Genomic DNA, 22,325 nt, shown 5'->3' with positions numbered 1-22,325 from the left:
CTGATTCCACGATGGCGGTCCACTCGAAGCACCCGGCGTCGGCGCCGCCGGAGGCCCCTGCTCGTGAGACGACGGGGCACCTCATGATGCGCGCGTGGTGCATCTTCGTGCTGTTCACGGCGCTCGCCGGGACCGCGCTCGTCCACGCGTTCGGGCAGCTGCCGGCGGCGATCATCGCGATCGCGAGCGGGCTGCTCTCGCTCGGGCTGTGGTTCGTCATCCGCCCGCCCGTGCAGTGGCGGCGCCTCCCCGAGTTCGCGCTCGCCTACGTGGCCTGGGCGACGCTCTCGATCTTCTGGTCGGCGTGGCCGCAGACGACCGCGCTCACGCTGCTGCTGCTCTTCCTGACAACCCTGCAGGCGCTCTTCGTCGGCAGCGTGCTGACCTGGCGGGAGCTGGTGCGCGCCATCGCGTCGACGCTCAAGTGGGTGCTCGCCCTGTCGCTCGCGTTCGAGCTGTTCGTGTCGCTCGTCATCCAGCATCCCGTCATGCCCGGCTTCGCCCCCCTCCCCGAGGGCCATGTCGACCCGATCGTGTACTGGTCGCGCAACAACCTCATCGACGGCGGACGCATCCAGGGCATCGTCGGCAACTCCAACCTGCTCGGGCCGCTGTGCCTCCTCGCGATCATCGTGTTCGCCATCCGGCTCGCCTCGGGCGCCCCGCGACGTGTGCCGCTGTACCTCTGGATCGTCCTCGCCGGGTATCTGATGATCCGCGCGGGGTCGGCGACGTCGTACGCCGAGGGGGCGGCCGTGGTCGTCGTCCTCGCGACCGTTCTGCTCATGCGGCGCACGAAGCGGCCCGGCGAGCGCACGCCGTATTACATCGGGTACGCCGTCGTCGGCGTGGGCGGGCTCGTGACCCTGTGGCTGCTGCGCGAGCAGCTCTTCGCGCTCGTCGGGCGCGACTCCGACTTCACGGGGCGCGAGGGCATCTGGGAGCAGGTGCTCGCCAAGGCGAACGAGCGACCCTGGGTCGGCTGGGGCTTCGCGACGCCGTGGAATCCGAGCGACCCCGCCTTCGACGGCTGGATCATCGACCACGGCCAGACGGTCATGCAGGCGCACAACATGTGGGTCGACGTGTACCTGCAGCTCGGGATCATCGGCGTCTTCCTCATGGCGCTCACGTACCTCGCGTTCGTGTGGCGGGCGTGGTTCTTCGCCGTCGACCGACCGCGCTGGGATCTGCGCGACGACCGGCCGTACTCAGCACTCTCGCTGCTGCCGACGCTCGTCGGCGCGATCCTCCTCGTCCAGGGACTCCAGGAGTCCAGCCCCCTGCTCCTGTGGGGCTGGATGTTCGTCGTGATGTTCGGCTTCAAGATCAAGCAGTCGCCGCACATCGGCGTCGGACCGGCCGAGCAGACCCTGGCGATCGAGCGCGGCGAGCTGACGAAGCAGGCGCAGTGACGGGCGCCGTGTCGAAGCAGGTGCGATGACGGGCGAGCCGCCGGCGCGCGGAGTCGCCGGCATCCTCGCCTCCGCGGCGCTCGCGCGCGCCTTCACGCTCACCGTCTTCGGCGCCGTGTTCGGCGCGGTCGCGATCGAGCGGATCGCGGGCCGGGTCACGTACGCCACCATCCTCACGGGGCTGTGCGTCTTCGCGGTCGGGATGCTGGTGGCCCGGCGCCGCGAGATCTCTCTCGTGCGGCTCGTGCCGACGACGCTCGTGCTCTTCATCGGCTGGACGTTCGCGAGCATCTTCTGGAGCACCGACGCGACGCGGAGCTTCTGGGGGTGGGTGTCGCTCGCCGGCGTGGCCCTCCTCGCAGTGACGATCGGGCACGTGCGCGACACGCTGCAGACCGTGCGGGCGTTGGGCGATGTCATGCGCGTGCTGCTCTCGATCTCGCTCGGACTCGAGGTCCTGTCCGGCATCCTGCTCGACATGCCGCTGCGGTTCCTCGGCATCGAGGGTCGGATCGCGGAGTTCGGACCCATCCAGGGCATCTTCGGCACGAGGAACCTCCTCGGCTTCGCCGCCGTGCTCGCGCTCATCACCTTCCTCATCGAGTACCGCACGCAGTCCGTGCGGGCCGGCCTGTCACTCTTCTCGGTTGTACTGGGCGGAGTCATGGCCGTGCTGTCGGACTCCCCCACGGTCGTCGTCCTCGCCGCCGCGGTCGCCGTCGCGGCCGCCGCCCTCGGCCTCGTGCGCCACACCTCCCCCGATCGCCGCCCTGCGCTGCAGTGGGTGTTCGGCGGCGTGCTCATCGTCGGGATCGGCGCCGCGTACCTCGCGCGCCACCAGATCATCGCGTGGCTCGGCGCCGGCAGTGACTTCTCCACGCGCGCGACGCTGTGGGCCAACCTCCTCAACTACGTGCGCATGCGGCCGGTGCAGGGCTGGGGCTGGTTCGGGCCGTGGGCGCCGAGCGAGATCCCGTTCATCGCCATCAACTTCCAGTCCGGCCAGACCCACGCCTCGGCGCTCAACGCCTACTTCGACGTGCTCCTGCAGCTCGGCTGGGTCGGCCTGCTCCTCTTCCTGCTGCTGTGCGGCTTCGCCTTCGTGCGCGCGTGGCTCGTCGCGAGCGAGCGCCGCTCGATCATCTACGCCTGGACGCCCCTCATCCTCGTCGCCCTCCTGGTCGACTCCATGTTCGAGAGCTTCACGCTCTCCGGGCTCGGGTGGCTGCTCCTCGTGCTGTGCGCCGTGCGGGCCGGCCAGTCCCGGTCCTGGCGGGAGCGGATGGATGCCCCGGACGGGTCGGAGCTGCCGCACGACGGCGGACTGCGGGGGTAAGGTGCCGCGCTCGGTGTCGTCTGCCAGGGTCCGCCGAGACGGGCAGGGTAGGATTCACGGGCCATGCCTCTCGCTTCCGACAGCCCTGTGATGACGACGACCACACCGTTCGACCCCGCCTCCGCGACGATCGCCGTCGTCACCTACAACCGCTCCGGCCTGCTGACCCGGCTCCTCGAGTCGATCGTGAAGATGGACCCGAAGCCCGGCCATCTCGTCATCGTCGACAACGCCTCCGTCGACGACACCGCCGAGGTGATCGAGTCGTTCCGCGACCGCATCGGCACGAAGCTCGTCTACCACCGCCTCGACACCAACACGGGCGGCTCCGGCGGCTTCAGCGAGGGCATGCGCGTCGCGTACGAGCTCGGCTCGACGTGGATGTGGCTCATGGACGACGACGTCGAGGTCATCCCCGACGGCCTCGCGAAGATGGGCAAGTGGGCCCCGCGCTTCAAGAGCATCCAGGGCCGCCGCTACGACTACGACGGCAGCGAGTTCTACTGGCAGTACCGCGTGGCCGAGCCCCTCGGCATCCCGATCCCCTTCGCTCCCTCCGGATTCGACGAGTCCGGCTACAAGGAGATGAACTCGGGATGCTTCGAGGGCATGTTCATCCACCGCGACATCGTCACGCAGATCGGTCTTCCCGACCCCCGCTTCTTCATCTACTGGGACGACCAGCTCTACGGCTGGCTCGCCTCGCGCAAGACGACGTCGGTCATCGTCGACGAGTTCGTGCTGCGCCGTACGCGCGAGATCAAGCAGTGGGACATGGGCATCCGCCACATGAACGCCTCGAGCGACGCCTACCGGTACTACATCATGCGCAACCGCGCGATCATCAAGCAGTACTACCGATCGCTCGGCGTCTACCGCCGCGTGCCCTTCGCGCTGGGAACCTCGCTGACCTTCGGCAAGGAGCTCATCCGGCTCGTGTTCGTCGAGCGCAAGGTCCGCGGCACGTCGAACCTGTTCCGCGGCCTGCGGGACGGCGGCAAGATTGCGCGGGACCGGTCGTTCACGGTGATGCCGCCGCTTGTCACGGCGAAGTAGTCAGCCGACCGGGTAGTCCGCGTTGTATCGGTCGAGGACATCCTCGATCGGGGCATCCATCACCAGTCGACCCTTGTCGAGGTAAAGCCCGCGCTTGCAGAAGCGGCGCAGATCGCGCTCGCTGTGGCTGACGAAGAAGAGTGTCCGCCCGTCGGCGAGCAGCTCGTCGATGCGCTTGTAGCACTTCTCGCGGAAGGCTTTGTCGCCCACGGCGAGGACTTCGTCGACGAGCAGGACTGGCTCGTCGAGCTGCGACACGACGGAGAACGCCAGACGCACCTTCATGCCGTTGGAGAGGTGCTTGTAGGGCGTGTCGACGAAGTCGCCGATCTCGGCGAAGTCGAGGATCTCGTCGAACTTGCTCGCGACATGGGAACGAGGCATCCCGTGCAGTCCAGCAGTGAGGAAGACGTTCTCGCGGACTGTCAGGTCGCCGACGAAGCCGCCGGTGATCTCGATGAGCGGTGCGACGCCGCCGTTCACCCGCACGCTCCCCTCGTCGGAGAGGAGGACACCGGCGACGAGCTTCAACAGTGTCGACTTTCCCTGCCCGTTGCGCCCGACGACGCCGATCGACTCTCCCGGCGCGACGGTGAACGACACATCGCGCAGCGCCCAGAACTCGCCCGGGCGAGCACGGCGTTCTGAACCGGCGAAGAGGTCTTTGAAACTGCGACGACCCCGGCGATTGCGGCGGAAGCGGACACCCAGGTCCGTCACTTCGATCGCATGAGTGGATGCCGTCATCACAGTTCCTTCAGGATCGGACGCTCGAGGCGCGTGAACACCCAGAGCCCGAGTCCCAGAATCGCGAAGCAGAGGACGGCGCCCACGCCGATCACCCATGGGTCCCACTCCTCGGGGAAGAAGCCGACGCGGTAGAGGGCGAAGATTCCGGAGAGCGGGTTGAACGCGGCGAGGGTCTCGAACACGCCCGGAAGGTCCTCCACGCCGTAGATGACAGGGGATGCGTAGAACAGCGCGCGCAGAATGAGACGCGTCGTCCGCTCGAGATCGGTGTACATGACGCACAGCGGCGCGACGATCAATCCCAGGCCGACGAGCAGGACGGCCTGCAGGATGACGGCGACCGGCAGCCACAACAGGCCCCAGTTGAGGTGCGCGGGTCTGTCCGAGAACTCCGAGATCACGACGAAGAGCACGATCACGGGCAGGGAGCAGAGAAACTCGACGCCCTTCGTCAGCACGATGCGATTGATCCAGATCGAGCGCGGGATGGCGGTCGAGCGGACGAGCCGGGCGTCCTTGCTGAAGGCCTTCGTGAAGTCCGAGACGGACGAGTTGAACCACACCCAGGGCAGGAGCGCCGTGATGAGGAAGACGATGTACGGCTCGTGCCCGACCGTGCGATGGAAGACCTGTGTGAAGACGAACCAGTAGATGGCGCTCATGACGAGCGGGTCGAGCACCGACCACAGGTAGCCCAGCGCGCTGGTGGCATACCGGACGCGCAGATCGCGTGCCGACAGCAGCCACAGCGAGTGGAGATAGCGCCGGGGCGATCCGGGAGCGCCGACGGCTGCGGTGGTCACCTGAAGATCCTATGGTCGGCACGAGGAGTGAAGCGCTTTCCACACTTCATGACGGACTGACCACACGTTGTCAAGGGGTTCAGTTATGGTGTTGATGTGAACTTCGATGCTCGCACGTCGAGGCGCGCACACGCGATGCTCACCGACGCTGGGGCCTGGTGCATCGCACTGACCAGCGTCGTCGTCGCTCGCTACGACTTCGACCTCGACAGCGTGCGCTGGCTCCTCTTTTTCCTGACGCTCACGGCGACTGTCGCCGTGCAGCTCGGTGTCGGCAGCCTGCTCAACCTCTATTCGGGGCGCCACCGCACGGGCACCTTCGCCGAGGCCGTGCCGCTCTTCGGGACGGTCGCGATCACCGGCATCGTCATCGGCATCCCTGTCACGATCCTGGGCGTCTCGATCGGCGTCCCCCGCAGCACCTTCCTCTTCGCCACTCCCTTCGCCCTCATCATCATGGCCGCCGCGCGATACGTCGTCCGCGTGATCGAAGAGCGCCGCATGCGCCCCGCCGCGACCGGTGAGCGCACGCTGATTCTCGGCGCCGGCTACCTCGGTTCGACTCTCGTACGACGCATGATGACGGACCGCGAGTCCGCGTACTATCCCGTCGGTCTCCTCGACGACTCCCCCTCGCGCAAGCGGGTGTGGATCGACGGCTTGAAGGTGCTCGGAACGAGAGAAGACATCGGCCGGGTCGCCGAGAAGACGGGCGCGACCGTGCTCGTCGTCGCGATCGGGAGGGTCGACGGCGAATTCCTGCGCGACGTCACTGACCGCGCGAGTGCGGCAGGCGTGCAGGTGAAGGTCTTTCCGTCGCTCGACGCGATTCTCGAGGGGCAGTCGCGTCTGCAGGACCTTCGGAACATCTCGATCGAAGACCTCATCGGGCGACAAGCGGTCGATATGGCCGTCGAAGACAGCGCGCGGTACATCCATGGCAAGCGCGTCCTGGTCACGGGTGCCGGCGGGTCGATCGGCGCGGAGCTGTGCCGTCAGATCGCGAAGCTCGGCCCCGCCGAGCTCATCATGCTGGACCGCGACGAGACCGGTCTTCAAGAGGCCCAGCTCGGCACTTTCGGCAACGGACTTCTCGACACGGATGACGTCGTGATCGCCAGTATCCGCGACCGCGAGACCCTTCGCGAGCTCTTCCGCGAGCGCAGGCCGGAGGTCGTGTTCCACGCGGCTGCCCTCAAGCACCTCCCCACGCTGCAGCGATATCCGCTCGAAGCGTGGAAGACGAACGTCCTCGGCACGCAGAATGTGCTGGATGCCGCGCTCGAAGTCGACGTCGAGTGCTTTGTGAACATCTCGACCGACAAAGCCGCGAATCCGACGAGCGTCCTCGGGCATTCGAAGCGGACAGCCGAGCGACTGACCGCGTGGGCGGCGAGGAACAGCGGCCGCCGGTACCTCTCTGTGCGCTTCGGCAACGTCATCGGAAGCCGCGGCTCAATGCTTCCCGTCTTCACGCGTCTCATCGAGTCGGGTGGTCCGCTCACTGTGACGCACCCCGATGTCACCCGCTACTTCATGACGATTCCGGAGGCGTGTCACCTCGTGCTCCAGGCGGGCGCCATCGGCACCGGCGGCGAGGTGCTCATCCTCGACATGGGCAGCCCGGTCCGCATCCTCGACATCGCTCAGCGCATGATCGACATGTCGGGTCGCGACATCGCGATCGTCTTCACCGGACTCCGGGAGGGCGAGAAGCTGCACGAAGAGCTCGTCGGCCTCGGGGAGCAGGATCGCCGCCCTATCCACCCGAAGATCTCGCACACCGCCGTGCCACCCATCGAACCTCGCACCCTCGACGCCACTTCGTGGCTGGCCGAGGTCACGCCCGCGCACGACGAGCCTCGCCTGCTCCAAACCCACGACGGTGCCCAGAATGCCTGACCAGATCTATATGTCCGCCCCCGACGTGGGCGAGCTCGAGGAAGCCTTTCTCCTCGACGCACTCCGATCGGGGTGGATCGCTCCGCTCGGACCCGACGTCGACGCCTTCGAGTCGGAGATCGCCGCCCGCGTGGGCACGGAGCACGCCGTGGCGCTCAGCTCTGGGACGGCAGCGCTGCATCTGGGACTGCTCGGACTCGGAGTCAAGCCGGGCGACATCGTCATCACGGCGAGCATGACATTTGCGGCGACGGCCAACGCGATCGTGTACGCCGGAGCAGAGCCGTTTTTCATCGACTCCGACGCGGAGACGGGCAACATCAGCCCCGCACTCCTCGCCGAAGCGCTGGTTCAGCTCGCTCGGGAGGGACGGCGCGCGGCGGCTCTTGTGCCGGTCGACCTCCTCGGCAAGGCAGCCGATTACACGGCTCTGCTTCCCCTCGCCGACGGCGTCCCGGTCCTGTCCGACGCGGCCGAGGCCTTCGGCGCGTATCACCAGGGACAGCCTGCCGGATCCTTCGGCGATGCGTCGGTGCTCTCCTTCAACGGGAACAAGATCATGACGACGTCGGGGGGCGGGATGCTGCTGACCGACGACGCCGAGCTGGCTCGGCGGGCGCGCTACCTCGCGACGCAGGCGCGCCAGCCCGCTGTTCACTACGAGCACGTCGACATCGGCTACAACTACCGCATGAGCAATCTGCTCGCGGCCCTCGGACGCGCCCAGCTGCGCAGGCTCGACGACATGATCGCGCGCCGGCGCGCGCTTCGTGCGCGATACCGGGAGCTGTTCGCAACCGTCCCCGGCGTCGAGATCTTCGGCGGGCGCAATGACGAGGCAGACAACTGCTGGCTCACTTCGATCACCGTGGACGAATCCGTGGCCGGCTGGTCCGCGGCGGAGCTCGGCGAGCACCTGCGCGGCCTCGCGATCGAGTCTCGCCCGCTCTGGAAGCCGATGCACCTGCAGCCGGTCTTCGCGGAGGCGCGCTCGCTCGTCGACGGAACGGCAGAGCACCTTTTCCGCACTGGCATCACGCTCCCGAGCGGCTCGGCCCTCGGGCTGGAGCAGATCGATCGCACGATCGATGCAATCTCCGGCTTCCTCGGGGCGCGCGCGTGATCAGTCAGAACGCGCGGCCGTACGACCTCCTCAAGCGGGTACTGGACGTGCTGTCGGCGATCCTCCTCTTGATCATCACGTCGCCTCTGATGCTCGTGTCCGCAATGCTCGTGCTCAACGATCTCGGCCGCCCCGTGCTCTTCCGCCAGGCACGCGCGGGCCAGGGCGGGCATCGATTCACGCTCCTCAAGTTCCGTTCCATGCGTCCTGCGACCGAATCGGAAGGCTCGGATTCCGACGCGGACCGGCTCACCGCTGTCGGACGGCTTCTGCGGGCGACGAGCCTCGACGAGCTTCCGTCTCTGGTCAATGTCATTCGCGGGGATATGAGCATCGTCGGGCCGCGTCCGCTGCTGCTCGAGTACCTTCCGCGATACTCCGCTCAGCAGGCACGCAGGCACGAGGTACGTCCCGGCATCACCGGTCTCGCACAGGTCTCGGGTCGCAACAACGTGGCATGGGACGACCGGCTCGCGGCCGATGTCGAGTACGTCGACAAGCGGTCGCTTCGGCTCGACGCGTGGATTCTCGCGCGGACGGCGCGCACGGTGCTCGTCCGGGAAGGCATCTCGGCAGACGGCCATGCCACTTCGCCTGAATTCCTCGGAAGCGAGGGTGGACCCGCGTGACGGCCTCGCAGGATCTCGTCATCGTCGGAATCGGCGGATTCGGCCGTGAGACGCTCGATGTCGTCGAAGCGATCAACGAAGTCGACGAGACAGCAGCGTTCCGTGTGCTGGGAGTCATCGACAGCGCACCGAGCCCAGTCCATCTCGAGCGTCTCACGGCGCGGAATGTTCCCTACCTCGGGACGGAAGCGGAATGGCTTTCGACCGACCGCCCCGTGGCCTATCTCGTCGGTGTCGGCTCGCCCCGTGCGCGCTTCGCCATCGCCGCTCGGTTCGACGCGGCTGGACACACCGCCGCGGTGGCCGTGCATCCATCGGCGACGATCGGCAGCCTCACCACGGTCGCACCAGGAACGATCGTCTGCGCCGGCGCGCAGATCTCGACGAATGTGCACCTCGGGTCGCACGCGCACGTCAATCCGAATGCGACCATCGGGCACGACTCCAGACTCGAGGACTTCGTCTCCGTCAATCCCGGTGCGGTGGTGTCGGGCGAGGTCGAAGTCGGTGAGCAGTCGCTCGTCGGTGCGGGTGCTGTCGTACTCCAGGGGCTGCGAATCGGTCCGCGGTCCGTTGTCGGTGCTGCCGCCTGTGTCGTGCGAGACGTTCCGGCCGATGCGATCGTGAAGGGCGTTCCGGCGCGATGAAGATCGCGATCGTCAGCCAGTACTATCCGCCCGAGCCGGTTCCGATCCCGGCTTCGGTGGCGCAGGGCCTCGTGGCACGGGGCCACGACGTCACTGTGGTCACCGGCGTTCCCGACTATCCCGGCGGCATACTTCACGAGGGTTACCGCAACGAGCGACGGGAAGAGGTTCATGCCGGCATCCCCGTTCTTCGACTCCCCCTGCGACTCAGCCGGCCTGGCGATCCGCTCGGGCGCATCGGGAACTATGTGAGCTTCGGTCGCGCCTCCGCCGCCGAGACTGCGCGCATCCGCGACGTCGACGCCGTCTACGTCTACGCCCCTCAAATGACCGCGGCCATCGGGCCCGCGCGGTGGGCACGTCGACGCGGCGTGCCCTTCGTCCTGCATGTTCAGGACCTGTGGCCGGAGTCGATCACCGAATCCGGCCTTCTGCCTCGCCCCGTCGGCATGGCGGCTTCGGCGACGCTGCGGCCATGGCTGCGGGGGATCTACCGGGACGCCGCGGTGACCCTGGCGATCGGTCCCCGCATGGCGCGGATCCTGGTCGACCGCGGTGTGCCTGAGGATCGCATCCGGGTGGTGTTCAACTGGGCACCGGACGAGCCGGGCCCAGGGACAGCGAACGATTTCCCAGGGGCAGCGAACGACGGCACTCGCGTCATCTTCGCCGGCAACCTCGGAATCATGCAGGATCTCGAGACGATCGTGCGCGCGGCGGAGCGCGTCACTGACGTCCCCGGACTAGAGATCGAGGTCATCGGGTCGGGTACGCAGCAGGAGAAGCTCCAGAGCACGCTTCGGGATTCGTCTGCTCGCAACATCCGCTTGCTTCCTCGTGTCTCGCGCGAGGAGATGGCGGCGGTCTACCGGCGATCCGACTACCAGCTGGTGACGCTGAAGGATTCGCCCGTGTTCGCCGCGACAATACCGTCGAAGCTTCCCAGCTCGCTTTCTCGCGGGGTTCCGGTCATCACGGCCGTCGGCGGCGATGTGTCGGACCTGGTCCGCGATTCGGGAGCGGGGTTCGCGGCCCGGCCGAGCGATCCGGACTCGCTCGCCGAAGCTCTCCGGCGGGCCGCAACGCTGCCCCGCGAGGCCTATCTGCGCATGCGGACCAATGCACACGACTTCTATACGAGCGCCATGTCTATGCGCGCGGGCATCGACACCATCGAGGATGCGCTCGTCACAGCCGCGAGAACAAGCACTTCGAAGGGCAGACCTTGAGCGACAAGTATTCCGACAAGCAGATCCTGGTAACGGGCGGCACGGGCTCGTTCGGCCAGACAGTCGCCCGCAAACTCCTGGCAGAGGGCGCCGCTGAGGTACGGATCCTGAGCCGTGACGAGGAGAAGCAGGATCGCATGCGGCACGACCTCCGTGATTCGCGCGCCCGCTTCTACGTCGGCGACATCCGCGACCTCCAGAGCGTCGAGCGGGCGATGAAGGACATCGACTACGTGTTCCACGCTGCGGCTCTGAAGCAGGTTCCCTCCTGCGAGTTCTTCCCCTTGGAGGCCGTCCGCACCAATGTGCTCGGCACCGAGAATGTCGTGCGCGCGGCAGACGCCGCGGGCGTGGCATCCGTCGTCTGCCTGTCGACCGACAAAGCCGTCTATCCGGTCAACGCCATGGGCATGAGCAAGGCCCTGTCCGAGAAAGTGGCGCAGTCCCACGGCCTCAACAATCCGCACGCGACGACCATCGTGTCAGCCGTGAGATACGGCAACGTCATGTACTCGCGGGGATCGGTGATCCCCCTCTTCATCGGGCAGCTCAAGGCGGGCCGCGATCTGACGGTGACGGATGTCGGGATGACCCGGTTCATGATGTCGCTCGCGCAATCCGTCGACCTGGTCGAGTTCGCGTTCACCAACGCCAATCAGGGAGACCTCTTCATCCGCAAGGCTCCCGCGTGCACGATCGGTGACCTCGCTCAGGCGGTCATCGAGCTGTTCGAATCCGATGCCCGCGTCACGGTCATCGGCACGCGTCATGCGGAGAAGCGCTCGGAGGCCCTCGCTACTCGGGAGGAGCTCGCACGAGCGAGCGACATGGGCGACTACTTCCGGATCCGCGCTGACAACCGGGACCTCAACTACGGTATCTACTTCGAGGACGGCGATCCTCACCAAAACGAATACGCCGACTACGACTCGCACACGGTCGACCGGATGAGCCTCGACGAGGTCAAGCAGATGCTGCTCGGCCTTCCCGAAGTGCGGGCCGAGCTCGCGGCCGCCGGCATCCGCCAGGGGACGGCGGCGTGACGCGAACCGTCCTGACCGGTGGAGGCGGCTTCCTCGGCTGGCACACCCGCGCCGCGTTGCATGAGCGGGGCGACCATGTCACGTCGCTCGCCGTCGGAGACGGTTTCGATCTCGGGCAGGCTGTCCAGGCGGTCTCGGGCGCGGATCTGGTCATCCATCTCGCCGGGGTGAATCGCGGCACGGAAGATGAGATCGTGCACGGGAACGCACTCTTCGCGAACCAGCTGTCGGCCGCGATAGAGGCGGCCGACGCTCCGCCGACGCGGGTCGTGTTCGCTGGATCGACACAGTCGGATACGGGCGGTCTCTACGGGGACGCGAAGGCGAGGGCGAGCGCGAGCCTCAGCGCGGCTGCTGGCCACGTCGGCGGCGACTTCGAAGAAGTGCGCCTGCCGAATCTCTTCGGCGAGCACGGACGTCCCTTCTACAACGCCGTCACGGCGACCTTCTGCCATCTGCTGGCGAACGGTCAGGAGCCGGAGATCGCCGTCGACCGCGAGCTGACGCTGCTGCACGCTCAGGATGCTGCCGATCTGCTTATCGGCGCAGCCAGTCCCGGCGCACTGGACAAGCTCGCCGCACGCGAGTCGGTCTCGGGGCTTCTGACACGCCTCCGGGGAATCGCCGAGTCCTACGAGCGCGGCGAGATACCCGACGTGTCGACCACGTTCGAGCGCGACCTGTTCAACACCTATCGCTCATACCTCGTCGATCGGCGCCCCGCCATCCCGCTCACGCGCCGCGCCGACGCACGCGGATCCTTTTTCGAGATCGTGCGCGCGCAGGGCGGACCGGGTCAGACGTCGTTCTCGACCACGGAACCCGGCATCACCCGAGGCGACCACTACCACCGACGCAAGATCGAGCGCTTCATCGTCATCGCGGGCAGGGGACTCATCGAACTGCGCCGACTCTTCGACGACGCGATCGTACGCATCCCGGTCGACGGAGACTCACCCGTCGCCGTCGACATGCCCACGATGTGGTCCCATCGGATCACGAACACGAGCTCCGACATCCTCTATACCTGCTTCTGGACGAACGACATCTTCGATCCGTCCCGACCCGACACCATTCCGGAGGCCGTATGAGCTCCCCGCTCCTGAAAGTCGTCACCGTCGTCGGGACCCGTCCCGAGATCATCCGACTCTCCGCGACGATCCGCAGGCTCGACGCGGAGACCCGACATGTACTGGTGCACACCGGTCAGAACTACGACTACTCGCTCAATGAGGTCTTCTTCGAAGACCTCGGACTGCGTGCCCCCGACCACTTCTTGGGCGCGGACACGTCGTCGCTGGGATCGACACTCGGATCAGTGCTGGTCGGAGTCGAACGCGTCCTGCGCGAAGAGCGCCCAGATGCCGTGCTCGTGCTCGGTGACACCAACAGCTGCATCGCAGCTGTCATGGCCAAGCGCATGCGGATCCCGGTGTACCACATGGAGGCCGGCAACCGGAGTTTTGACTTCAATGTCCCCGAGGAGACGAACCGCCGCCTGGTGGATCACGTATCGGACTACAACCTCGCCTACACCGAGCATGCTCGGCGCAATCTTCTCGCCGAGGGACTGCACCCCTCGCGCATCATCGTGACGGGATCGCCCATGCGCGAGGTGCTCGACGCCGATGCGGCCGAGATCGCCGCGAGCGATGTGCTCGAGCGGCAGGGTCTCACGCGCGGCGCGTTCCACCTCGTGAGTGCGCATCGCGAGGAGAACGTCGACGACCCTGCGCGACTGGCGGCGCTCGTCGAGTCCCTCGAAGAACTCACCCGGCAGACCGGCATGCCGACGCTCGTGTCGACTCACCCGCGGACGCGGGCGCGCCTCGAGGCTCGCGGCGAGAGCGCGGCCGAAGGTCTCGTCTTCCATCCCCCGTTCGGCTTCCATGACTACGTCAAGCTGCAGATCGAGGCACGTGCCGTGCTTTCCGACAGCGGCACCATCAGCGAGGAATCGTCGATCCTCGGGTTCCCCGCGGTCTCACTGCGCGAGGCGATCGAGCGCCCGGAAGCGATTGACACGGGAGTCACGATCACGACGGGTGTCGAGCCCGCTCGCGTCTTGGAGGGCGTCGAGGCGGCAGTGCAACAGTTCCATGCGGAAGGTGCGGCCGCGACGCCCGTCGAGTACGAAATCTCCGACACCTCTCGCCGGGTCGTGAACTTCATCCGCTCGACGGCGCTCAGCCACCACGAGCGCAACGCGCTCCGACGACGGTGATGGTCCGCGCGGTCCCTCCACGCACCGTCCACGCTCTCATCGCCCGCATCGCCTCGATCGGCGCGAGTTTCCTGCTGACCGTCGTGGTCGCGCGCGTGCTCCCTCCGGCCGGGGCGGGGGTGTTCTTCGTCGTCTTCACCAGCGTGACCGTGGTGGCGACATTTGCGCGGTTCGGCGTCGACACCCTTGCGGTGAAGCTTCTGAGCGGGTCTGGCGATCACCACTCGACGATGCGCGCGGCGTGGCTGGTCGTCCTGCTCGCAAGCGCGGTGGGTGCCGTCGTCGTCATGGGCGGCGTGATCGTGTCTTCGGGCGGCGGTATGGGGTGGATCGGCGTCGTGGGCGTCGCTGCCGCCGTGCCGGGACTCGCCCTGTCGGTGGTTGCGGGGGCCGTCCTCCGCAGCACCCATCGCATGGTGGCGGGCATCTTGGCGGAGCTCGGCTTCGTGCCCGCGATGTCGACGATCTTGCTCGCAGCGGCGTGGCTCGCCGGGTCGGCCAGCGTTGAGCTGGCGATCGGTGCCTTCGCGCTCTCTTCGATCTTTGCTGCAGCGTGGTCGGTGCCCCTCGCCGTGAGGTCGTCTCGCGTGCACGACAGCGGCCGGCCGCGAGAGGATCCTGTTACATTCGGACGCTTCCTCCGCGAGAACGTTCGGCCGCTCTCAGCCATGATGCTCTCTGCGCTGCTCGTGTACGTCGCCGCCTGGGCGCCCGTCTTCGTACTGAGTTCTCTTGGCCTTCTCCAGCAGGTCACGCTGTTCACCATCGCCGCCCGTGTCGCGAACTTCCTCACGCTCGTGCCGAGCGTGCAGGTCTCCTACCTTGCGCCCCGGTTCGCCCGTGACTTTTTCGCGGGTCGCATCGGCGATCTCAACAGACTCGCTCGATCGTCGGCTCTGCAAGCGGTAGGCCTCGTGGCGATCCCCGCCGCCGTGCTCCTCATCGCGGCGGAACCCGTCGTGCGGCTGCTCTTCGGCGCAGATCTGGCCGGGGCGGCCGTCCCGCTCCGGTTCCTGATCGTCGGCGCGGTCGCCTCCGTGGCCGCCGGGCAGGTGAACCAGCTCATGCTGCTCTGCGAGCTCGAGGGAACCTCATTCATCCTGAACGCGACCGTCATCGTCCCCTGGCTCGCGGCCGGTGTCTGGATCGCGTCGGGATGGGGAGCAGCTGGCACCGCCGCGCTATCGATGCTCCTGACGGTCGCCTACTCCGTCGCGGCGTCAGTCGTCTTGCGTCGCTCCCGCGGGATTCGGGCCGGCGTAGTCTGAGCCCTTCGCCCGCGATTCGCCCCGTGGACGAACAGCGCGAACCAGAACGCGAATGCGGTCGGACCCGCCCAACCGAGCATGCTTGACTCAGTCTGCTCGATTACAAGAACCGTAATCGCGAGCCCCAGCCAGGGGCCAATCCCGCCTCGCCAGAAGATCATCGCGATGAGCGCCGCGAAAGCGAGGAACCCCAAGATGCCGGTCTCCACCAGCACGGCGAGCGGTAGGTTGTGCGCCGAGAAGCCCCGTGTGTCCGCCGTCAGCTCCAACGTGCGGTAGCCGATGCCGACCAGCGGCGACTGTGCCCACAGCTCGAGAGCTTCCCCGTAGAGCGCCCAGCGGCCAGAGGTGAAATCCGAACCGGCGAGCCGTTCAGCGAAGGTTGGCGTCAGGAGTGCGACCGCCAGCGCCGCGGCGGCGAGTACTCCCTCGGCGACAAGCACCCACCACCACCGCGCGAGGACGAAGACCACGGCGAGGCCGACAGCTGCGGCGATCATTGCGCCTCGTGAGCCGCTCCACACCAAGCTGGGCACCACTAGGAGCGCGATCGCGGCCCACCCCGCGCGCATCGACCGAGCGCCCAGCCATGCGATCGTCGCGGACCCGACGATCGCGAAGGCCGACACCATGCCCAAGTAATTCGCGTTCGAGAATGTCCCCACGAGTCGGCCGTAGGGCCCAATGCCGACCGGCGGCACCAGGAGTCCCAGGAGGGCCGCCGCGATGCTGAACGCCGCGAGAGTTCCGACGATGAAGGCAAGGTCGACGACGAGTTCCTCTCGACGGCGGATCCCGGTGCCGAACACGAGAACGCACATCATGAGCGCGAGGACAGCAACCTGCGCGAGCGCGTTGGGCACGTGTCGACTCAGCGCTCCACTCAAGCCCGCGAGGACGACGAAGACTCCGACGATCCAGGTCAGCCGATCCCTCATCAACTCCCAGAACCGTCCGCGCCGGACGGTGAGAACGACGGCACCCGCGGCGAGCACACACGCCGCGGCGAAAAGCAGGCCCTGCCAGGCAAGCTGCGGAAGGCCGAGAAGCACCGCCATCCCGCCGAGGCTCGTCAGCGAAACGATGACGACGAGGCCGATTCGCCACGTCAGGGTCCACGGGTGAAGGTGCGACACCCGTGTCACTTCGCAGCCGGGGTCGGTGCTCGCCGCGCGACCCGACGAAGCACGAGACGGACTTCGCGCGCGAGGAAGAGCACCGCCAGGACGATGTATCCGACGTAGAGCGGCCCGCTCGTTGCGAGGGTCAGATTCTGGGCGAGGAAAAAGAGGGCGAACCATCCGTACCCGAAGACGGACGCCGACAGCCAATCACCCCACCTCACGACCCGTCGCCACGCGAGCGCGACGAACGCCGCGGCGATCGCAACGAACACGGGAACGAGAATCCACGGAACATCGTTGGCGATCCACGCGAACCCGGTACTCCAGTAGGCAGTGTCTGACCAGTCGTGCGCGGTGAGCTGGTCGGTTATGACATCCGGGCCCCCTCCGCCCATGAGCGTCTTTACGATCCCCCCGAGCGCCTGTGAGTGTCGGTAGCCACCACCGAACGCCCAGTTCCCGAGGAACGCCCGCCCGAGCCCTTCCATGGATTGACTCGAGTACGTGACGAAGCTGGCGGCCACCGAGTCCCACAGGGTGGGTGGACCATCGGTAACGCACCGATCCGCACCGGGAAGGCAAAGCTGCTCTCGGACTCCGCGAGACAGCTTCCGCGCGCCGAATACGACCAAGAACAAGACTGTTCCGGCCGCGATGATCAGGACGGCGCGCCACCCGGGCATGCTTGCTCTGCGAACCCTCGCCACATACCACCCTGCTGCGCAGAGGATTCCCGCGCTGACGACATAGGTGTCCCGGCCGACGAGAATACTCATCGCCGCCTGCACCGAGAGCCCGGCGAGCAGATAGACGCCGTGTGCGCGACGCTCGAACCACGCAAGTGCAGTGAACGGGATGACGGCCATCGTCGCCGGAGCCGCGAGGACCTGCGCCGCGATCACGAGCAATCGGCTACCGCTACCTTGATCGATGCGTTCGCTTGATCCGAGAAACGCGCGACCTTGGTCCTGAAGGGCACCCAGGAGCTCCCATGCGTGGAAAGCCGAATACGTCTCCGCCCATGGAAAGAGGAGGAGGACGCTAGCGAAGATACCCACGACCACGATGACGGGAGCACGCCGGGACCGGTTCGGGATGACACCCGCCGGAGCGCGGCGCGAAACCACAAGGTAGGCACACCCTGCCAGAACAGCACTGGCAGAGACGAGAGCGGCCACGAGGCCGGCGTTCACGCGCCGATAGGGGACCGGCCAGCCCGCGAGGTAGAAGAATAGGCCGATAACCCACCACGCAAGCACGATCGCGATGGGCACAACGCCATACCGCCAGGCTTCCCGCCCCCGTCGCGGATGAACGGGCGTCGTCGTCCACACAGACCGCCACCAGAGTTTCATACGGTGGCCCCCGGTGCTGTGGAAATCGTGCGTGCAGCGTGCTCCACCGACAATTCGTCGGCCCAAAAGGCCCGCGCGGCGGTACTGCGCCTCTCCAGTTCGTTCTGCCGCAGTTCGGCGTACGCCGCCCGGATCTGCGTAGCGATCGCCTCTGGGTCGTCGGCGGGCGCGACGAGACCGATTCCCCGCGACATGACGAGGTCTCGCACATCTGATGCGGATTCAATGCAGACGAGCGACGGAAGACCTGCTCCGCTGTACTCCACGATCTTGGAGGGGAAGGTCGGCACCGAGACGCCTTCCACGGTGATGGCCATTCCCAGGTGCGCCGAGGCGAGAAGGCGCCGGAAATCGTCTCTCGGGAGCGCGCCCAGAAATCGCACGATTCCGAGATCCCGCGCGGCATTCTGCATCCGTTCGCGTTCCGGACCGTCGCCGGCGATGAGGATCTCGACCGACTCACGGGTGGCTGGGTCAGCCTCGAGAATGCGAGCCGCGTCGAGAAGCACGTCCAGGCCACGACCCCGCGCGATCTGGCCGCCCCAGAGGACGCGAAGCGTGCTGGCCCTCCAGCGCCCGGGAGCGTCGTCGATCGATCCCGAGGAGGACCACGGAGGAAGCACGATGGTCTCGCTCCCGAGGCCGAAGTAGCTGCGGAAGAAGCGGACATTGGCATCGGACATGAGGGCCACCACATCGGCATCGACGATCGCACTCTTCTCGATCGCCTTCATGGGAGCCGCTGCCCAGCCGGCGCGGATCCGGCCGATCTCCAGCTGATGGACCGGGAAGAAGTCCCACAGCACGAGCATCAGCCGTCGGATGCGACCCGAACGACGCAGACGTGCAGGCAGGCCCCATGTGAACGACGCGATGGAGGTATAGACGCCGAGGTCGTACTGTTTCCGCAGCGCCCGAGGCGCGTGCGTGTGCAGACGCCACCCCATCGCCAAATAGGCAAGGAGCTTGAACGCCGCTCCCGGTCGCACTCCTTCCGGTCCGACACTGAACACCCGAAGCCCGTCCGGGCTGCCGTCGCGGAAACCCCGTGGCCCGGGGTGCGTCGCATCCGCGACGACGACATCCACCTCGTGCCCCTGCCGCACGAGCTCGCTCGCGAGATCGTCCATGAGCCACGGCGACCTTTCGGGCCCCGCGAACACGCTCGTGACGATTAGCACCCGCACCTCAGCAGAATAGTCGAGCAGCTCTGGTCCGCCACGACGCGCGTCACACCGTCCGCCCAGCTTGCCGCAGATAGCATCTCCTAAGCCCCGCACGTCGTCGGCGCGGGCAACCCCCACCACATGTAGTCCACAGAGAGAACCGTGGCCGCCTCACCCTCGCCCGCCGGACCCACCGGCAGACATGGCCGGCATGCCCGCCATGCGGAGGGGCAACCTCGCTTCAAGGCGCATCCTCGTCGCCGGCGCGGCGTCGTCGTCACGGCCTGGGTACTCGGAATCCTGATCCCCCTTGCGATCATTTCGGGTGCCGGTGCGTGGCTGGCTTCGAAAGTACTCACGGTGCGCGACGAGCTCACAGCCGCTCAACAGGGTGCAACTCAAGTTCCGGCTCTCGTCGGCTCGATGGATCTGGCGGGCGCGCGAACGCTCTTCTCGGACGCCAAGGAACACACGGCCGCAGCGGTCGAAGCTGCGAACGATCCTTTGTGGAATATCGCGGAGCACCTTCCCCTTCTCGGCGTCAACCTGGTCGCCGCGCGCGAACTCACCGAGGCGACCGATGATCTGCTGATCGGCCTCACGCCCCTCGTCGACGCGACGCAAGGGCTCGATCCCGCCTCGCTCTTGAAGGACGGGGCGATCTCGGTCACTCCGTTCGTCGATCTCGCTCCTGCGGTCCACACGGCGCTCGTTTCCGTGCAGGACGCCACCACGAGAATCGAGGCGATCGAAACCTCCGGCACTCTGAGCCAACTCTCGGGCGGTAAGGCACTCCTTCAGTCGGCCTTGGCGAAGCTGGTGAGCCCGCTGGAGCTCGCTGACCAGGTTGTTCCGATCGTCCCGACGATCCTCGGCGCCAACGGATCACAGCACTATGTCGTGATGTTCCAGAACAATGCAGAAGCCCGTTCTCTCGGTGGCACGGCGCTGTTCTTCGCGGAGGTGACCCTCGACTCCGGTCGGATCACACTAGATCGCGTCATTCCCGCGGGCGGTGGCAACTTCCTCAACGACGAAAAGAGCGTCATCCCGGCCCCGGCGGGCTTCGAGGAATTCGCCCCGCTCGTGTTCGGAAGGTTCATCGCCAACGCCACGAGCCGGCCCAGCTTCGCGAGTGCAGCCGAGATCGTGATGGGCAACTGGGCCAGGGAGTATGGATGGCAGCCGAACGGCGTGATCTCCGTTGACGCGGTCATGCTTTCCTACCTGATGCGAGCGACGGGCGATGTCCCGCTCCCGGACGGCACGGTCATCGGCCCTGGGAATGTCACCGCGACTCTGCTGAACACGGTGTTGCAGACGTACAACAGCGGGAACGTCGAACGCGACAATCTGGCGCAGGATGCGGTGTACGGCGCCGCGCTCGCGGCGGTTTTCTCAAAGCTCAGCACGGGAGGCTTCGACCCGGTGCAGCTTCTCAACGCGACCCTGCAGGGCCTCAACGAGCGACGCCTCTTCTACTGGAGCGCCGATCCGACGATCGCCACTGCTTTGACAGCGGTGGGCGCGGACGGCGGAATTCCTGACAGCGATGCGACGACGGATCGTGTCGGCCTATACCTCAACGACAACGTCGGCTCGAAGCTCAGCTTCTACCTCACGTCGGCGCTGGAGACATCGACCGCGCAGTGCGGGTCGGACGGCAATCTCGTCCATCGCCTGAAGCTGTCACTCATGAACACACTCCCGGCGGACGCGGCCAAGGGGTTGAGTCCATCGATCCTCGGACAATACAAACCTGAGAAGCTCGCGCCCGGTGTCGAGCGACTCATGATCTACGCCTACGCCCCGACGAACGGACGTGTCCTCTCGGCGAGCGTCGATGGCACTCCCATCACCGTCGATTCCTACAATGACGACGGCCACCCCGTGCAGCTGCTTCGGTTCCCGATCCCGCCGGGCGCGACGAGTGTCGTGACGATCGACGTCGAGACGACCGGCGCCGAGGGACGAACTCTCGAGACGATCGTGACGCCCGGCGTCACGCCGACGGTTCACGCTGAAGGCACACTCGACTGCTCGACGGTCGTCGGCGCGCAGTAAGCCGGCTCACGCCAGCTGGTTGTTCCACATCGAGAGCGCCGAGCCGATCGCCATGTGCATGTCGAGATACTGGTAGGTGCCGAGGCGTCCGCCGAAGAGCACGTCCTTCTCCCCCTTCCCGAGCTCCCGATAGGCCAGCAGACCGTCCCGGTCCTGGGGCGTGTTCACGGGGTAGTACGGTTCGTCCCCCCGCTCGGCGAAGCGTGAGAACTCACGCATGATGACCGTCTTGTCCGCCGGGTATCGATCGGCTCGCTCCGGATGGAAATGGCGGAACTCATGGATGCGCGTGTAAGGCACGTCGGCGTCCGCATAGTTCATCACCGAGGTCCCCTGGAAGTCCCCGACGGGCAGCACTTCCTGCTCGAGGTCGATCGTCCGCCACGACAGCGCGCCCTCCGTGTAGTCGAAATAGCGATCGACAGGACCTGTGTAGACGATCGGCAGCTGACCGACGGTGGCCTTCTTGTTGAGCGGCTGCGACTCGTCGAAGAAGTCCGTGTCGAGTTTCACCTCGATTTTCGGGTGATCGGCCATCCGCTCGAGCCAGGCGGTGTAGCCGTCGGTCGGAAGGCCCTCCCACGTGTCATTGAAGTAGCGATTGTCGTAGGTGTAGCGAACGGGAAGGCGGCTGATCACCTCGGCCGGAAGCTCTTTCGGGTCGGTCTGCCACTGTTTGCCCGTGTAGTCGCGGATGAAGGCCTCGTAGAGCGGGCGCCCGATGAGGGCGATCCCCTTCTCCTCGAGATTTGCGGCATCCTTCGCGTCGAATTCGCCGGCCTGCTCGTGCACCAGCGCGCGGGCTTGCGCGGGCGAGTACGCGGCTCGGAAGAACTGGTTGATCGTGCCCAGGTTGATCGGGAGCGGGAACACCACTCCCTTGTGGTTCGTATAGACGCGATGCACGTAATCGGTGAAGGTCGTGAAGCGGTTCACGTACTCCCAGACGCCCGGATTCGACGTGTGGAAGAGGTGAGCGCCGTACTTGTGCACCTCGATGCCCGTCTCGGGCTCGTCCTCGCTGTACGCATTGCCCCCGATGTGCGGGCGGCGATCGATCACGGTCACTTTCCGACCGGATGCCGCGGCGCGCTCCGCGATCGTGAGGCCGAAGAAGCCGGAGCCGACGACGAGGAGATCCATAGCGGAAGCCTTCACACAGCAGCAGCACCGCACGAACACGGCGGGGCA

19 protein-coding genes are annotated in these 22,325 nt (G+C 66.6%); 13 read left to right on the top strand and 6 right to left on the bottom strand.

Annotated elements, in window-relative coordinates:
- The first annotated feature begins 11 nt into the window (after nucleotides 1–11).
- The 3 genes from AAIB33_RS02005 to AAIB33_RS01995 all read left to right on the top strand — a co-directional run bounded on the left by AAIB33_RS02005 (nucleotide 12) and on the right by AAIB33_RS01995 (nucleotide 3,807).
- Complete coding sequence (locus tag AAIB33_RS02005; RefSeq protein WP_345801902.1) at nucleotides 12–1,415, top strand: O-antigen ligase family protein; 1,404 nt, start codon at nucleotides 12–14, stop codon at nucleotides 1,413–1,415.
- 25 nt (nucleotides 1,416–1,440) lie between these two features.
- Complete coding sequence (locus tag AAIB33_RS02000) at nucleotides 1,441–2,751, top strand: O-antigen ligase family protein (protein ID WP_345801901.1); 1,311 nt, start codon at nucleotides 1,441–1,443, stop codon at nucleotides 2,749–2,751.
- A gap of 90 nt (nucleotides 2,752–2,841) precedes the next feature.
- Nucleotides 2,842–3,807, top strand: a complete 966-nt coding sequence (locus AAIB33_RS01995; protein ID WP_345801900.1) for a glycosyltransferase — start codon at nucleotides 2,842–2,844, stop codon at nucleotides 3,805–3,807.
- Here AAIB33_RS01995 and AAIB33_RS01990 read toward each other — a convergent pair whose 3' ends face one another.
- Nucleotides 3,808–4,554 (bottom strand): ABC transporter ATP-binding protein, encoded by a 747-nt coding sequence (locus tag AAIB33_RS01990; protein ID WP_345801899.1) that lies wholly within the window; start codon nucleotides 4,552–4,554, stop codon nucleotides 3,808–3,810.
- Entirely contained in the window at nucleotides 4,554–5,360 is an 807-nt protein-coding gene (locus tag AAIB33_RS01985) for an ABC transporter permease (protein ID WP_345801898.1), read from the bottom strand. Before AAIB33_RS01985 ends, AAIB33_RS01990 begins: the two co-directional genes overlap by 1 nt.
- 96 nt (nucleotides 5,361–5,456) lie before the next feature.
- Here AAIB33_RS01985 and AAIB33_RS01980 point away from each other — a divergent pair, with 96 nt between their 5' ends.
- The 9 genes from AAIB33_RS01980 to AAIB33_RS01940 are packed head-to-tail and all read left to right on the top strand — an operon-like array spanning nucleotide 5,457 to nucleotide 15,425.
- Nucleotides 5,457–7,262 (top strand): nucleoside-diphosphate sugar epimerase/dehydratase, encoded by a 1,806-nt coding sequence (locus AAIB33_RS01980; RefSeq protein ID WP_345801897.1) that lies wholly within the window; start codon nucleotides 5,457–5,459, stop codon nucleotides 7,260–7,262.
- Complete coding sequence (locus AAIB33_RS01975) at nucleotides 7,255–8,385, top strand: aminotransferase class I/II-fold pyridoxal phosphate-dependent enzyme (RefSeq protein ID WP_345801896.1); 1,131 nt, start codon at nucleotides 7,255–7,257, stop codon at nucleotides 8,383–8,385. The genes AAIB33_RS01980 and AAIB33_RS01975 overlap by 8 nt, the downstream gene beginning before the upstream one ends.
- Nucleotides 8,382–9,014 carry a sugar transferase gene (locus AAIB33_RS01970; RefSeq protein ID WP_345801895.1) on the top strand — a complete coding sequence of 211 codons (633 nt, stop codon included), beginning with the start codon at nucleotides 8,382–8,384 and terminating at the stop codon, nucleotides 9,012–9,014. Before AAIB33_RS01975 ends, AAIB33_RS01970 begins: the two co-directional genes overlap by 4 nt.
- Nucleotides 9,011–9,661 (top strand): acetyltransferase, encoded by a 651-nt coding sequence (locus AAIB33_RS01965; RefSeq protein WP_345801894.1) that lies wholly within the window; start codon nucleotides 9,011–9,013, stop codon nucleotides 9,659–9,661. The genes AAIB33_RS01970 and AAIB33_RS01965 overlap by 4 nt, the downstream gene beginning before the upstream one ends.
- On the top strand, nucleotides 9,658–10,890 hold the full coding sequence (locus AAIB33_RS01960; RefSeq protein WP_345801893.1) for a glycosyltransferase family 4 protein: 1,233 nt from the start codon (nucleotides 9,658–9,660) through the stop codon (nucleotides 10,888–10,890). The genes AAIB33_RS01965 and AAIB33_RS01960 overlap by 4 nt, the downstream gene beginning before the upstream one ends.
- On the top strand, nucleotides 10,887–11,933 hold the full coding sequence (locus tag AAIB33_RS01955; RefSeq protein ID WP_345801892.1) for an SDR family NAD(P)-dependent oxidoreductase: 1,047 nt from the start codon (nucleotides 10,887–10,889) through the stop codon (nucleotides 11,931–11,933). The genes AAIB33_RS01960 and AAIB33_RS01955 overlap by 4 nt, the downstream gene beginning before the upstream one ends.
- The gene (locus AAIB33_RS01950) at nucleotides 11,930–13,024 is read left to right on the top strand and encodes an NAD-dependent epimerase/dehydratase family protein (RefSeq protein ID WP_345801891.1); all 1,095 of its coding nucleotides are present in this window, start codon (nucleotides 11,930–11,932) and stop codon (nucleotides 13,022–13,024) included. The genes AAIB33_RS01955 and AAIB33_RS01950 overlap by 4 nt, the downstream gene beginning before the upstream one ends.
- Complete coding sequence (gene wecB, locus AAIB33_RS01945) at nucleotides 13,021–14,157, top strand: UDP-N-acetylglucosamine 2-epimerase (non-hydrolyzing) (RefSeq protein WP_345801890.1); 1,137 nt, start codon at nucleotides 13,021–13,023, stop codon at nucleotides 14,155–14,157. The genes AAIB33_RS01950 and wecB overlap by 4 nt, the downstream gene beginning before the upstream one ends.
- On the top strand, nucleotides 14,157–15,425 hold the full coding sequence (locus AAIB33_RS01940) for a hypothetical protein (RefSeq protein ID WP_345801889.1): 1,269 nt from the start codon (nucleotides 14,157–14,159) through the stop codon (nucleotides 15,423–15,425). Before wecB ends, AAIB33_RS01940 begins: the two co-directional genes overlap by 1 nt.
- Here the strand turns inward: AAIB33_RS01940 and AAIB33_RS01935 are convergent.
- The 3 genes from AAIB33_RS01935 to AAIB33_RS01925 all read right to left on the bottom strand — a co-directional run bounded on the left by AAIB33_RS01935 (nucleotide 15,362) and on the right by AAIB33_RS01925 (nucleotide 19,034).
- A complete protein-coding gene (locus tag AAIB33_RS01935) occupies nucleotides 15,362–16,483 on the bottom strand; it encodes an O-antigen ligase family protein (protein WP_345801888.1) in 1,122 nt (373 codons plus the stop codon). The two genes, AAIB33_RS01940 and AAIB33_RS01935, sit on opposite strands and share 64 nt — an antisense overlap.
- A gap of 83 nt (nucleotides 16,484–16,566) precedes the next feature.
- Nucleotides 16,567–17,823, bottom strand: a complete 1,257-nt coding sequence (locus AAIB33_RS01930) for a hypothetical protein (protein ID WP_345801887.1) — start codon at nucleotides 17,821–17,823, stop codon at nucleotides 16,567–16,569.
- A gap of 77 nt (nucleotides 17,824–17,900) precedes the next feature.
- A complete protein-coding gene (locus tag AAIB33_RS01925) occupies nucleotides 17,901–19,034 on the bottom strand; it encodes a glycosyltransferase family 4 protein (RefSeq protein WP_345801886.1) in 1,134 nt (377 codons plus the stop codon).
- Between the two features lie 198 nt (nucleotides 19,035–19,232).
- Between AAIB33_RS01925 and AAIB33_RS01920 the strand changes: the two genes are divergently transcribed.
- Nucleotides 19,233–21,134, top strand: coding sequence for a DUF4012 domain-containing protein (locus AAIB33_RS01920; protein WP_345801885.1), 1,902 nt, complete (start codon nucleotides 19,233–19,235; stop codon nucleotides 21,132–21,134).
- A 6-nt stretch (nucleotides 21,135–21,140) separates the two neighbouring features.
- On the opposite strand, the gene glf is transcribed toward AAIB33_RS01920, so the two are convergent.
- Nucleotides 21,141–22,277, bottom strand: coding sequence for a UDP-galactopyranose mutase (glf, locus tag AAIB33_RS01915; RefSeq protein WP_345801884.1), 1,137 nt, complete (start codon nucleotides 22,275–22,277; stop codon nucleotides 21,141–21,143).
- Nucleotides 22,278–22,325: the final 48 nt, after the last annotated feature.

The sequence above is a fragment of the Microbacterium sp. AZCO genome (assembly GCF_039614715.1).
In the GTDB taxonomy this organism is placed as follows: domain Bacteria; phylum Actinomycetota; class Actinomycetes; order Actinomycetales; family Microbacteriaceae; genus Microbacterium.
Note: the sequence above shows the minus strand (reverse complement) of the source record. Positions and strands in the feature narration are given on the sequence as shown.